Annotated in this window: 13 protein-coding genes; 6 read left to right on the top strand and 7 right to left on the bottom strand. The window is 71.9% G+C overall.

Features of this window, described 5'->3' with window-relative positions; all coding sequences use genetic code 11:
- Positions 1 to 40: 40 nt before the first annotated feature.
- Positions 41 to 463: an MmcQ/YjbR family DNA-binding protein gene (locus tag AB0C20_RS07455; protein WP_357567595.1), complete on the bottom strand. Its 423-nt coding sequence runs from the start codon at positions 461 to 463 to the stop codon at positions 41 to 43.
- Positions 464 to 615: 152 nt separating this feature from the next.
- Here AB0C20_RS07455 and AB0C20_RS07450 point away from each other — a divergent pair, with 152 nt between their 5' ends.
- A complete protein-coding gene (locus AB0C20_RS07450; RefSeq protein ID WP_357185864.1) occupies positions 616 to 2,418 on the top strand; it encodes an acyl-CoA dehydrogenase in 1,803 nt (600 codons plus the stop codon).
- A gap of 16 nt (positions 2,419 to 2,434) precedes the next feature.
- Here the strand turns inward: AB0C20_RS07450 and AB0C20_RS07445 are convergent, their stop codons facing one another.
- Both AB0C20_RS07445 and AB0C20_RS07440 read right to left on the bottom strand, forming a co-directional pair.
- Positions 2,435 to 2,611 carry a hypothetical protein gene (locus tag AB0C20_RS07445; protein WP_238677404.1) on the bottom strand — a complete coding sequence of 59 codons (177 nt, stop codon included), beginning with the start codon at positions 2,609 to 2,611 and terminating at the stop codon, positions 2,435 to 2,437.
- A 97-nt stretch (positions 2,612 to 2,708) separates the two neighbouring features.
- Positions 2,709 to 3,428: a spermidine synthase gene (locus AB0C20_RS07440; RefSeq protein ID WP_266302800.1), complete on the bottom strand. Its 720-nt coding sequence runs from the start codon at positions 3,426 to 3,428 to the stop codon at positions 2,709 to 2,711.
- 129 nt (positions 3,429 to 3,557) lie between these two features.
- On the opposite strand from AB0C20_RS07440, the gene eccB reads away from it, so the two are divergent.
- Entirely contained in the window at positions 3,558 to 4,943 is a 1,386-nt protein-coding gene (gene eccB, locus AB0C20_RS07435; RefSeq protein ID WP_357185868.1) for a type VII secretion protein EccB, read from the top strand.
- 120 nt (positions 4,944 to 5,063) lie between these two features.
- Here eccB and AB0C20_RS07430 read toward each other — a convergent pair whose 3' ends face one another.
- From AB0C20_RS07430 to AB0C20_RS07415, 4 genes are read right to left on the bottom strand one after another with little or no spacing between them, the layout of a single operon-like run.
- The gene (locus AB0C20_RS07430) at positions 5,064 to 5,669 is read right to left on the bottom strand and encodes a class I SAM-dependent methyltransferase (protein WP_357185871.1); all 606 of its coding nucleotides are present in this window, start codon (positions 5,667 to 5,669) and stop codon (positions 5,064 to 5,066) included.
- 54 nt (positions 5,670 to 5,723) lie between these two features.
- Complete coding sequence (locus tag AB0C20_RS07425; RefSeq protein WP_357185874.1) at positions 5,724 to 6,590, bottom strand: carbohydrate ABC transporter permease; 867 nt, start codon at positions 6,588 to 6,590, stop codon at positions 5,724 to 5,726.
- A complete protein-coding gene (locus AB0C20_RS07420) occupies positions 6,590 to 7,495 on the bottom strand; it encodes a sugar ABC transporter permease (protein WP_357185877.1) in 906 nt (301 codons plus the stop codon). The genes AB0C20_RS07425 and AB0C20_RS07420 overlap by 1 nt, the downstream gene beginning before the upstream one ends.
- Positions 7,496 to 7,542: 47 nt before the next feature.
- On the bottom strand, positions 7,543 to 8,937 hold the full coding sequence (locus AB0C20_RS07415; RefSeq protein ID WP_238684900.1) for an extracellular solute-binding protein: 1,395 nt from the start codon (positions 8,935 to 8,937) through the stop codon (positions 7,543 to 7,545).
- Positions 8,938 to 9,052: 115 nt separating this feature from the next.
- Between AB0C20_RS07415 and AB0C20_RS07410 the strand changes: the two genes are divergently transcribed.
- From AB0C20_RS07410 to AB0C20_RS07395, 4 genes are all read left to right on the top strand, one after another.
- On the top strand, positions 9,053 to 10,093 hold the full coding sequence (locus tag AB0C20_RS07410) for a zinc-binding dehydrogenase (RefSeq protein WP_357567594.1): 1,041 nt from the start codon (positions 9,053 to 9,055) through the stop codon (positions 10,091 to 10,093).
- Positions 10,090 to 10,911 (top strand): sugar phosphate isomerase/epimerase family protein, encoded by an 822-nt coding sequence (locus AB0C20_RS07405; RefSeq protein ID WP_112589707.1) that lies wholly within the window; start codon positions 10,090 to 10,092, stop codon positions 10,909 to 10,911. Before AB0C20_RS07410 ends, AB0C20_RS07405 begins: the two co-directional genes overlap by 4 nt.
- A 131-nt stretch (positions 10,912 to 11,042) precedes the next feature.
- Complete coding sequence (locus AB0C20_RS07400) at positions 11,043 to 12,329, top strand: hypothetical protein (RefSeq protein ID WP_357567609.1); 1,287 nt, start codon at positions 11,043 to 11,045, stop codon at positions 12,327 to 12,329.
- A 51-nt stretch (positions 12,330 to 12,380) separates the two neighbouring features.
- Positions 12,381 to 12,779 carry an NUDIX domain-containing protein gene (locus AB0C20_RS07395; RefSeq protein WP_357185888.1) on the top strand — a complete coding sequence of 133 codons (399 nt, stop codon included), beginning with the start codon at positions 12,381 to 12,383 and terminating at the stop codon, positions 12,777 to 12,779.
- The last annotated feature ends 80 nt before the right edge of the window (positions 12,780 to 12,859 follow it).

The raw sequence follows: 12,859 nt of genomic DNA, 5'->3' as shown, positions 1-12,859 counted from the left end.
GGACACCGGCGCTCAACCGGCGGCAGGGCGCCGTCGGCGCTCAGCCGATCGGCGGTGCCGGGGGGCCGACCCGGGCGGCGAGTCGCTTGGGGGCCATGACGCAGTAGCTCTCGGTGAGCAACTCACCCACCTCCTCCCAGTCGGTGTCCTCGTCCAGGACCATGCCCATCACGTTCGGACTCCAATCCGGTTTGTAGAAGGGGTGCCCCGTGGCGAGGAGCCCGGCGATCTCGTCGAGTGGCGACCGGAAGGTCAGCAGGCAGGCGGGCTGGTCGAGTGCGGCGGCACGCGCGTGCACCGGCTGGCGATCGGGGTCGACGGTGAGCACGTGGGCGATGGTCCGCTTGCGGATCCGCCAGCGGGTGCCGACCCAGGCGGGCTCCTCGTAGGTCTCCGGCAGCCCGAGACAGATCGGCCGCAGCCGGTCGAGGATCTCGGGCGGGACGTCTCCGGGTGCGGTCACGGACAACGACGCTAACCGGTCGGTGTGACAAGTTCCGCTCGTCGAACCCCGCCCGGGCCGGTGGTGCGCGCCCCGTCGATCCGCCAGGATGGGCGGGGCGACACTGGGCCGTCGCCCCGGCCCGACCGCCCCCGTGCCCGCTGAGGAGTGCCGTGCCGTCCACCCTGCTCTCCCGCCGTGACCTCGACTTCCTGCTGCACGAGTGGCTGCGGGTGTCCGAGCTCGTCGAGCGCCCCCGCTACGCCGAGCACTCCCGGGAGACCTTCGACGACGCCCTGGATCTCGCCGAGCGGGTGGCCACCGAGCAGTTCGCCCCGCACAACCGCGCCGCCGACCTGGCCGAGCCCACCTTCGACGGGCAGCGGGTGCGGCTGATCCCGCAGGTCGGTGCGGCGTTGGACAGCTTCGCCGAGACGGGCCTGCTCACTGCCGGGCTGGACGCCACTGTCGGTGGCCTGCAACTGCCCCACGCCGTAGCGGCCGCGTGCTTCACCTGGTTCCAGGCCGCCAATGTGGCCACCTCGGCGTACCCGTTCCTCACCCTGGGCAACGCCAACCTGCTGCTGGCGCACGGCAGCCCCGAGCAGGTGGACACCTACGTCCGACCCATGCTGGACGGTCGGTTCTTCGGCACCATGTGCCTGTCCGAGCCGCACGCCGGCAGTTCGCTGGCCGACATCACCACCCGCGCCGAACCGCAGGCGGACGGCACGTACCGGCTGTTCGGCACCAAGATGTGGATCTCCGGTGGCGACCACGAGTTGGCCGAGAACATCGTCCACCTGGTGCTGGCGCGCATCCCGGGCGCGCCGCCCGGCGTCAAGGGCATCTCGCTGTTCATCGTGCCGAAGGTGCTGGTCGGCCCGGACGGGTCGCTCGGTGAGCGCAACGACGTGGCGTTGGCCGGCCTCAACCACAAGATGGGGTTCCGGGGCACCACTAACACCCTGCTCAGCTTCGGCGACGGCGCGCACACCCCGGCCGGCCGCGCCGGAGCTGTCGGTCACCTGGTCGGCGCGCCGCATCAGGGCCTGGCGCAGATGTTCCACATGATGAACGAGGCCCGGATCGGGGTCGGTGCGGGCGCCACCGCGCTGGGTTACACCGGCTATCTCAAGAGCCTGGCGTACGCGAAGGAAAGGCCGCAGGGCCGGCCGGTCGGCGCGAAGGACCCGGCCGCCGCGCAGGTGCCGATCATCGACCACCCTGACGTACGACGGATGCTGCTGGCCCAGAAGAGCTACGTGGAGGGGGCACTGGCGCTGGTGCTCTACTGCGCGCGGCTGCTCGACGAGCAGAAGACCGCACCGGCCGAGGCCGACCGCGAGCGCGCGCACCTGCTGCTGGACGTGCTCACCCCGATCACGAAGAGTTGGCCGTCGCAGTGGTGCCTCGCCGCCAACGACCTGGCGATCCAGGTGCTCGGGGGTGCCGGCTACACCCGTGACCACGACGTGGAGCAGCACTACCGGGACAACCGGCTCAACCCGATCCACGAGGGCACCCACGGCATCCAGGCACTGGATCTGCTGGGGCGCAAGATGATCATGCAGGGCGGCGCAGGTCTCACATTGCTGACCACGATGATCGGTGACACTGTCGAACGGGCCCGCAAGGTCGGGGGAGAGGCGTCCGAGCTGGCGGATCGGCTGGCCGCCACGGTGGGCCGGGTCACCGCTGTCACCCGTCGACTCTGGGCCGACGGTGACCCGGTGCTGGCGTTGGCCAACGCCAGCGCCTACCTGGAGGCCGTCGGGCACGTGGTGATCGCGTGGATGTGGCTGGAGCAGGTCCTGGCGCTGCCGGCGGAGGGCGCCGGCGACGCGTTCCACGCCGGCAAGCGGCAGGCCGCCCGCTACTTCTTCGCCGTCGAGTTGCCCCGGACCGGCCCGCAGTTCGACCTGCTGGAGAGCCGGGACCGGACCGCGCTCGACATGCGCCCGGACTGGTTCTGACCGGCCCCGCCGCCGGTCACCGTCGGCGGGACTGGTGGCTCACGGCCTGCCGCCCCTTGACGACGCCCCAGACGATCACGATCACCAGCGCGATCACACCGATGATGATCAGCCAGCGGACCGCCTCGAGAATCAACCCGAGCAGGATCAGCACGCCGGCGACCACGCCGACAACCCAGAGCAGTGCACGCATGTCGACCTCCCGTAACCGGCCGCGCCTGGTGCGGCCGGCCCCGGCTTCTCGTTCCCCGTCCGGCCGACACCATGCGCGCGCGGCATACCGAAGTCGATCAGGGGCCGGTACGCGCCACGTAGACGGTGTTTGCCGACTCCCCGCCGGTCAGCGGGTTGGCGAACGGCACGACATGCGCGCGTACGCTCGCGAACACCTCGGTGAGAGCGGCGGTGAACTCGGCGTCCGGCGGGTCGTCCGACCAGAGCGCGAAGACGCCCTCGGGGCGTAGCAGGGCGGCCAGGCGACGCAACCCGGCCGGCGGGTAGAACGCCGCGTGGCTCGGGTGCAGGACGTTGCGCGGGGAGTGGTCGACGTCGAGCAGCACCGCGTCGAACCGCCGGCCGGGCACCTCGGCGTCGAAGCCGGTGTCACCGGCCACGGCCGCGAAGAAGTCGGCCTGCACGAAGCGGGTCCGGGGGTCCTCGGCAAGCCCCGCCGCGAACGGCAGCAGCCCTCGTTGGTGCCAGTCGATCACGTCCTCGATCGCCTCCACCACGAACAGTGAGCGCACCCGGGGGTCGCCCAGCGCCGCGCAGGCGGTGTAGCCCAGCCCGAGACCGCCCACCACCACGTCGAGCGAGTCACCGGCCACCTCGGCGAGACCGAGCCGGGCCAGCTCGATCTCCGCGACCGGGAAGAGGCTGGACATCAGGTACTCGTCGTCGAGTTTGACCTCGTACACCTCGACCTGGAGTGCCGGGTCCCGGCGTCGGCGCAGACTGATCGCGCCGATCGGGGTCTCCCGCCAGGCCAGCTCTTCGAAACGCGCGCCCACGGGTGCCCTCTCGCCGCCGGATTCGTCCACGGATGGTAGCGGTTGCCCCGCGACGGGCGACCACGCAGGGTCCACGGGAGATCGACGCAGCGCATATCCTGTGCCCGGCCGATCCACCGGAGGGGACTTATGCCGTCGCGGCAGGACCAGCTGCACTCCTACCAGTTCAGCGTCCAGCGGGCAGTCGCCGCCCTGGTCATGCGGGAGACCGACCCCGCACAGTCGCCGTTTCGGCGGCTGGCCGGCGCCGGCCTGGCCAGCGTCCTGGTCGCGGCGATCGGGCTCGGTGGCTTCGCCCTCTACGGCCTGTTCGCCGGCGGCGGCAAGGGGTGGCGCGACCCGGGCGCGGTGATAGTGGAGAAGGAGTCCGGCGCCCGGTTCGTCTACCGCGAGCAGAAGCTGCACCCGGTGCTCAACTACGCCTCGGCGCTGCTCATCGTCGGTGCGGACCGTTCGAAGACCGTCCTGGTGTCCCGACGCACTATCGACGGGGTGCCGCGCGGGCTGCCGTTGGGCATCGCCGACGCGCCCGACTCGCTGCCCGCCCCGGGCCGGCTGGCGGCCACGGCGTGGACGGTCTGCTCGACGGTCCCGGCCGGCACGGGCGTCGAGGCGCCCCGCTCCGCGTTGCTGATCGGCACCGACTCCGACGGGGGTAGGCCGTTGGGCGACGACGCGCTGCTGCTGCGTCACCCCGACGGTGGGCTGCACCTGGTCTGGCACCAGCGCCGCTACCTCGTCCGTGATCCGAGCCGGGTGCTGGCGGCGCTCGCCACCACCCGCGCCCAGGCGGTTCGGGTGGCGCCGGCACTGCTCAACTCGCTGCCCGCCGGCACCGACCTCGCCCCACTCGACCTGCCCGCACTGGGCCGGCCCGCCACCCGGGTGCCGGGTGCCGCGATCGGCACCGTCTACCTGGTGAGCAACTCCGGTGGCGGCCGGCAGTACGCGGTGGCGCTCGACGCCGGCCTGGCCGGCATCACCGAGTTGCAGGCGGGGTTGTTGCTGGCCCGCACCGGGCAGGTCGAGCCGGTGCCGATGACGTTGGGTCGGTTCGCCGCGCTGCCCACTGTGCCTGATCTGGCCCCGACCGGCCCGAACGCCCCGCCACCGACCCCGCCCCGGCTCGCGGCCGGCGACGGCGGGGCGCTCTGCACCCGCATCGGCGACGACGGCGGGGTTGGTGAGGTGCGCTGGGGCGTACCGCTGCGGGACCTGACGGCCGTGCCCCGCACCGCGCCCACCGGCGGCGCGGTGCTGGCCGACCACGTGGTGGTGGAGCCGGGCCGTGGCGCGGTGGTCGAGGCCGCCGCGGCGCCCGGCGCGACCGGCGGCGCGGTCTCCGTGGTCACCGACCTGGGCCGACGGTACGTGCTGGCCGATCGGGAGGTGCTCCCGATGCTCGGCTACCGCGACGTGCGGCCGGTGCGGCTACCGGCCGGGCTGGTCAGCCTGGTGCCCGCCGGCGCCACCCTCGACCCAGCCGCCGCCCGCGCCGTAGCGGCCCCAGACTGAACCCCCAAAGCCCGCCGCCGGCGCGGCATGCCGGCGGTGATCAAGAGGTTTGCGTCAGAACCTGGCGTGATCCTGACGGAAACCTCTTGATCACCGGGAAGTAAGGCGTGGCGGGCGGTGTCAGTCGGCCGGGCGGCGCAGGACGGTTACCGCGAACGGGGCGTCGTCGCGCCACGGGCGCAGGTCCCAGGTGGCGAAGCGCTGCTCCACGCGTAGCCCGGCGGCCACCGCGTCGGCGTCGAACGCGGTCAGTGGGTAGCCGCGCTCGGTGCCGAAGCCCACTGTCAGCACGCCATCGGGTCGCAGGTGCGCCGCCACCCGGCGCAGCACGTCCGGTTCGGTGCCGACGGCGACGAAGGCGAGCACGTTGCCGGCCAGCACCGCCGCGTCGAACGGCTCGGCCTCACCCAGCGCCGGTAGATCCAGCTCGGCGAGGTCGGCGACCAGCCACGTCGGGCCGGGATAGTCGGCACGGGCGGCATCCACCAGCGCGGGGTCGGCATCCACCCCGACCACGGTGTGCCCCCGCTCGGCCAGCGCGGCACCGACGCGGCCGGTGCCGCTGCCGGCGTCGAGAATGCGAGAGCCCGGCGCGACGAGGGCGTCCACCAGTCGGGCCTCGCCGGCCAGGTCCGCGCCCTCGGCCGCGAGCTTGCGGAACCGGTCGATATACCACTGTGAGTGCTCGGGGCCGGTGTCGGTCGCCCAGCGGGTCGGGTTGGCCATGAGGCCACCGTATCCGGGCCGGCGGGGGCCGGGCGGGCGACCCGGACGAGACGATCATCCCTTCTCCGCGCCGCTGGTCAGCCCCTCGGTGAGCAGCCGTTCGCTGGCGAAGAAGAGGATCACGATGGGCAGGGTGAGCACCACCGACCCGGCCATCAGCACGGTCTTGGGGACCTCCACCCCGTCGGCGAGCAGGGACAACCCCAGCGAGACCGTCCACCGGTTGGGTTTGTCGACCAGGAACAGCAGGGCGAAGAGGAACTCGTTCCAGGCGATCATGAAGTCGTAGAGCGCGACCGCCATGATCGAGGGCATCGCCAGGGGCAGGCTGACGCGGCGGATGATGCCGAGCCGGCCGGCGCCGTCGATGGCGGCCGACTCCTCCAGACTGACCGGAATGGTCTCGAAGTAGTTCTTCAGCATGTAGACCGACACCGGCAACGTCTGCGAGATGTAGACCAGCACCAGACCGAACAGTGAGCCGCGCAGCCCGGCCCGGGTGAAGACCACGAACAGCGGGATCGCGATGACGATCGACGGGAACAGGTAGACAGCCAGGAACAGGAAGTCCACCTGCCGCCGGCCGAAGAACCGCAGCCGGGCCACCGCGTACGCGCCGGGGATCGCGACCAGGAGGGTGAGCACTGTCGCCGCGACGGCGACCAGCCCGCTGTTGCGGATGAAGGTGAGGAAACCCTGGCCGCCGTCGTCGGTGGACTTGAGCACCTCGGCGTACGTGGCCACTGTCAGCTCACCGAAGCCGACCACCAGCGCCCCGGGGTCGAGCAGCAGCCGCTCGATGGGACGCACCGAGAGCACGAGCATGTAGTAGAAGGGGAACACCGTGATCACCAGGAACACGGCGATCACCAGGCGGCGCAGCCAACGCAGGCTCACCGTCTCCACCACGTCCCGGTCCATCAACCCACCCTCCGTCCGAAGAAGCGCAGATAGATCAGCACGAACACGATGAGCACCACGGCCAGCACGACCGCCTGGGCGGCCGCGGCCCCGATGTCGGTGCGGGCGGTGAGGAACTCGTACACCCGCACGCTGACCACCTCGGTGCCGGCCGCACCGCCGGTGAGCAGGTAGACGTCGTCGAACTTGTTGAACGTCATGATGAAGCGCAGCACGCCCAGCAGGGCGATCACCGGCAGCAGTTGCGGCAGCAGGATGTGCCGGAACCGCTGGGTGGGGGTGGCGCCGTCGACCCGTGCGGCCTCCTCCAACTCGCCGGGCACCGCCTGGAGCCGGGCCAGCAGGAACAGGAACGCGAACGGGAAGTACCGCCACGCCTCGAAGACGATCACCGTGGCCAGCGCTGTCGACTCCTGGGTGAGGAACGGCACCGGGGCGTCCCAGCCGAGCAGGCGTTGACCCCAGGCGTTGACGATGCCGAGCTGCGGGTCGAGCATCACCTGCCAGACGAACGTCACGGCGACCACCGGTGCCACGTACGGCAGCAGCATGGACGCCCGGACCAGGGTGCGACCCCGGAACGGCCGGCGGACGACCAGTGCGGCCACCAGACCGAGCACTATCGATCCGACGGTGCCGCCGATGCTGTAGATCAGCGTGACCCACAGCGTCTCGGCGAAGCCGGGGGTGTTCAGCACCCGGTCGATGTTGTCCATCGTGAACTCGCCGAACAGGCCGGTCTTGCGCAGCGTGGCCAGCCGGACCCGCTGGAAGGCGAGCACCACCGTCCAGACGATCGGGATGCCGATGACCGCGATGGTGACGAGCAGGGTCGGTGCGACCAGCGCGAGCCCGGCCCGGGATTCGCGGCGGCGCAGGGTCAACGGTCGGCGCCGGGGTGGCACCGACCGCTCCCTGGTGGGGGAGCGGCCGGGGCCGGGCGCGGTGGTGGTCAATTGACGCCCGCCTTGATGGCGTCCACGTCCTTCGTGGCGCGGTTGGCGGTGGCCGCCGCGTCGGACTTGCCGGAGACGAGGTCGCCCAGCACCTTGGGCACCGGCAACTCGCCGAGCATGGCGCCGACGAGCTTGCCCTGCCCCTGGGTGAGCCCCCAGCGCCCAAAGGTGTCCGGGCTGCGGCGCAGCGTGGCCAGCACCTCTTCGCCGTACACGTCGGTGAGGGGCTTCTTCGCGTCCACGCCCGCCTGGCTGGTGTTCCAGGCGGTCAGGTACGCCTCCGGCTCGGCGGGGGTGCCCTTGCGCACCGGGAAGCGGCCCTCGGGGGACATGCCGAACCAGCGCGGGTAGCCGTCACCGAGCATGTACTCCACGAAGGACTTCGCCGGGTCGGTGACCGCACCGTCGAGAACCGCCCATGAGCTGATCTCGCCGTACTGGGCCGGCTCGGTGCCGTTCGGGCCCTTGATCGCGGTGACGAACCCGCTGTTCTTGGCGAGGAACGCCGGGTCCGCCTGGCACTGGGGGCAGGTCGGCTTGGCGTCGTTGCGCAGCCCGGCCAGCTCGTCGAGGATGAACGGCGACCAGATCACCATTGCCGCCTTGCCCGCGAAGTAGGTGGCCCGGGTGGTGTCCACGTCCTGCGCGCCCTTCACCGAGCTGGTGCGGATCAGGTCACCGTAGAAGCGGAACGCCTCGACGCACTGGGGCGAATCCAGTGTCACCTTCCCCGAGTCGTCGGTGAGCTGGCAGCCGTTGGCCAACGCCAGGTGCTCGAAGGTCTGCTGGGTGAACACGTCGCTGGGGGCGGTCGCCGCGGTGATGCCGGCGACGCCGCCGGTGTTCAGCCGGGCCGCGGCGGTGGTGATCCGCTCGTACGTGTCGGGGGCGGGCAGGCCGGCCGCGGCGAACAGGTCCTTGCGGTAGACGAGCAGCTGCCCCCAGCCGTCGCTGGGCACGGACAGCTGTTTGCCGTCGTCGGAGGTGAGCTCCAGCGCTCGGGGGGAGAACGTCTGCTTGCCCAGCTTGTCGACGACCTCCGCGTTCGCCGAGGCGTGCAGCAGCTCGTTGCCGGCGAGCGTACGGATGCCGGCTAGGGAGACCGAACCGACCACGTCGGGCAGGTCGCCGGCGGCGGCGTTGGCGGCGATCAGTGAGGGGAACTGGTCCTCGTTGACGGTCACGAGATCGACCTGGATCCCGGTCTTGGCGGTGAAGTCGGCGATGATCGCCTTGGTGGCGGTGACCCGGTCGGCCACGTCCTCCAGGCTCCAGACGGTGATCTTCTTGCTGTTGCTGTCTGGCTCGTCGTCGCCGCAGGCAAGCAGGGTGGTCGTGGTCAGTGCCAGGATCAGGGTGGTGGCGAGTATCCGCCTCGGAGGTGCAGACATCGATGGCACTCCTCTCGAAGGGTACAAGAAGGATCCAACACCTTCGATTGATCAATAGCAAGACATATCGCGATTTTTTGCTATCCTGGAGCCCAGTGCTACCGGGATGTGACACATGGGCAACTGGGTGGTCTCTCTCGCCGGGCCTCGACGCATCAGCCTCGAGCCCTGCCCGCCGGATCCGCTCGGCCCCGGCCAGGTCCGAGTCCGCACCTGCTACTCGGGCATCTCCGCCGGCACCGAGCTGACCCTCTACCGGGGCAGCAATCCCCGGCTCAGCAAGGACTGGGACGACGCCGCCCGGATGTTCGTCCCTCGGCAGACGCCGGTGCCCTACCCGCTGATCGGCTTCGGCTACGAAGAGGTCGGCGAGGTCATCGAGGTCGCGCCGGGAGTCACCGACCGGCATCCGGGCCAGCTCGTCTGGGGCATCTGGGGGCACCGGGCCGAGGCCGTGCTCGCCGCTGACGCGGTCCGCGCGCTCCCTGCCGGGCTGGACCCGCTCGCTGCGGTCTTCGCCCGCCCCGGCGCCATCGCGCTGACCGCCGTGCTCGCCGGTGACCTGCACCTCGGCGACTGGGTCGGCGTCTTCGGCCAAGGGGTCATCGGGCTGCTCGCCACCCGGCTCGCGGTGCTCTCCGGGGCCCGGGTGGTGGCCGTCGACCCGGTTCCCGACCGGCTGGAGCACGCCGCCCGATACGGCGCCACATCCACAGTGGATGTCACTGTCGCCTCCGCCGCCGCCGTGCTGCGCCAGGCCACCGACGGCCGGGGGGCCGACGTCTGCCTGGAGTTGTCCGGCGCGTACCCGGCGCTGCACGAGGCGATCCGCTCCACCGCCCACGCCGGGCGGGTCGTGGCCGCCGGCTTCTACCAGGGCCAGGCCGAGGCACTCGGCCTCGGCGAGGAGTTCCACCACAACCGCATCCAGTTGGTGGCCGCCCAGGTCTCCGGACCCACCCCCGCGCCGAGCATGGCCGGCCGGTGGACCGGAGACCGGGTCGCGCAGACCTTCATGGACCTGGTGGCCGACCGCAGCGTCGACCCGCTGCCGCTGGTCAGCCACATCGTCGACGCCAGCGCGGTCGCCGACGCCCTCGCGCTGCTCGACCGCGGCGCCGGTGACGTCCTCCAAGTCGTGCTGAGGTTCTCATGACCACCATCGCGCTGGCCTGTCAGGAACAACTCCTGCCGGGCACCAACCTGATCCAGAAGTACGCCCTCGCGGCAGCCCTCGGCTACCAGGGCATCGAGCTACGCGGCCGCGGCGACCTGGCGTTCGCCCGCCGGCTGCCCGAGCTGCGCCGGGCCCGCGCCGCCGGGGTGGTGATGCCCACCGTCTGCGTCGAGATGGACCACTTCATCGGCGACTTCGACCCGGCCCGGTCCGCCGACGCCGTCCGCAACCTGCGCTCCCAGCTCTCGGTGATCGCCGAGCTGGGTGGCGTCGGGGTGATGACCCCGGCCGCCTGGGGGATGTTCTCCCGACGACTGCCGCCGTTCGAGCCGCCCCGGGCCCCCGACGGCGACCGGCAGGTGCTCCTCGACGCCCTCGGCGAGCTGGGCGAACACGCCCGGGCCGAGGGGGTCACCCTCTTCCTGGAACCCCTCAACCGGTACGAGGACCACATGGTCAACCGTCTCGACGAGGCGGTGGCGCTCTGCGCCGCGCTCGGACTTCCGTCGGTCCGGGTGGTCGCCGACACCTTCCACATGAACATCGAGGAGGACGACGTGCACCGCGCGCTGCGCGCCGCCGCGCCGTACCTCGGGCACGTCCAGGTCAGCGACTCCAACCGGTACCAGCCCGGCGCCGGGCACCTGGACTGGCCGGCGCTGGTGCGAACCCTGCTGGAGCTGGACTACCGGGGCTGGCTGGCGCTGGAGTGCCGGCTCCGTGGCGACCCGGTGCGGGCCCTGCAACAGGCCGCCACTGTGCTGCGACACGCGTTGCCCCGGCGGGCCGCCGCGTGACCCCCGACGCAAGGCTGACCAGCGTCGGCGCGCCGGCCGACGCCGAGCCGATCGACGTCGGCGAGCCCGCCGACGCCGGAGCGACGCGTGCCGACGCCGCCGGCACGGGTGGCCCGGCCGACGCGGCCAGGCTGCGTCGACTCGCTGTCGACACGCTCGACGCGAACTGGGAGCACGACCACACGGTGCCCTCGCGCACGCTCTACCCGCATCAGTGGAGCTGGGACTCCGCGTTCATCGCGATCGGGTTGGCCCAGGTCCGTCCCGACCGCGCCTGGCGGGAGCTGGCCAGCCTGTTCCGGGCGCAGTGGGCCGACGGCCGCGTGCCGCACATCGTGTTCAACAGGGCGCTGCGGGTCGGCGCGTACTTCCCGGGGCCGGAGATGTGGCGGTCGGCCGACGTGCCGGGAGCACCGACGGTGGCCACCTCCGGCCTGGTCCAGCCGCCGGTGCACGCGCTCGCCGCGCTGCTGGCGTACCGGCGGGCGCCCGACCCCACCGCCCTGGCCGCGCTGCGCCGGCTCTATCCCGCGTTGGTCGCTCAACAGCGCTACCTGGCCGACCGGCGGGACGTGGCCGGGGACGGGCTGGTCTGCATCGTGCACCCGTGGGAGTCGGGATTGGACAACAGCCCGGCCTGGGACGAGCCGATGGCCGCGGTGCCGGCCGAGGCGGCAGTCATGCGGGCGTACCGTCGGCACGACACCACGCACGCCGACGCCGCGCACCGCCCCACGGACCTGGACTACGCGCGTTACCTGGCGATCGTCGCCGCCTACCGCGAGCACTGCTACTCCGACCGCGACCTGGCCGCCGCGCACCCGTTCCTGGTGGAGTGCCCACTGTTCAACGCGGCGTTCGGGGCCGCCGAACACGCCCTCGCCGAGATCGCCGCGCTCGTCGGCGACGATCCCGGGCCGCACCAGGCCCGCGCCGCCCGGGTCACCGAAGCCCTCCTGCGCCGGTTGTACGACCCGGAAACCGGCACGTTCCAGCCCCGTGACCTGCGCACCGACCGCCTGCTGAGCGCCCGTACCGTGCTCGGGCTGACGCCCCTGATCCTGCCCGGCCTGCCGACCCGGCAGGCCGACGCGCTGATCGTCGAGGCCCGGTCGGCGCGCTTCGGGCTGGCCCGTCGGATGGACCGGCCGCTGCCTACGTACGACCGCACCGCACCCGACTTCGAGCCGGTGCGTTACTGGCGTGGGCCGAGCTGGCTCAACATCGGCTGGATGGTCCGGCGTGGGTTGCTCGAGCACGGTCACCCGGAGCTGGCCGCCGGGCTGCGCCGCTCGATGATCGGTCTGGTCGCCGGCGCGGGCTGCCACGAGTACTTCCACCCGGACACCGGCGTCGGGCTGGGCTCACCGGCGTTCAGCTGGACCGCAGCGCTGCTGCTCGACCTGCTCGCCGACTGAGCGCGGTGCCGGGTGGTAGCGTCCCCGATCCCGGCGGCGGTAAGGAGCATCGTGCGCGAGATCGACAAGGTGGCCTGGATCCTCGTCGAGGACGGTCGGGTGCTGAGCACCCGGTCGGTGGGCAAGGACGTCTGGTACCTGCCGGGCGGAAAGCGTGAGCCGGGCGAAACCGACCTGGAGACCCTGCGTCGGGAGATCGACGAGGAGTTGAGCGTCGAGGTCGACGTGCCCGGCGCCGTGCACCTGGGCACCTTCACCGCTCAGGCGCACGGCCACACGACCGGCGTCACCGTGCGGATGACCTGCTACCGGGCCGACTATCGGGGAGAGCTGCGGCCGGCCAGCGAGATCGCCGAGATGGCCTGGCTCGGGTACGCGGACCGACACCGCACCTCGCCGGTCGACCAGATCATCTTCGACCACCTGAGGGCCGAGGGTCTGCTCACCTAGGGCCTGTTTCATAAGAACTGGCCGGCCTGCGGCGGGCCCGAACGACGACCGGCGGCGTTGCGGTTTCGTCCGGATACCGG

Source organism: Micromonospora sp. NPDC048843, assembly GCF_040649965.1.
Taxonomy (GTDB): Bacteria; Actinomycetota; Actinomycetes; order Mycobacteriales; family Micromonosporaceae; genus Micromonospora; species Micromonospora hortensis.
This window is presented reverse-complemented; position numbering and strand designations above follow the sequence as displayed.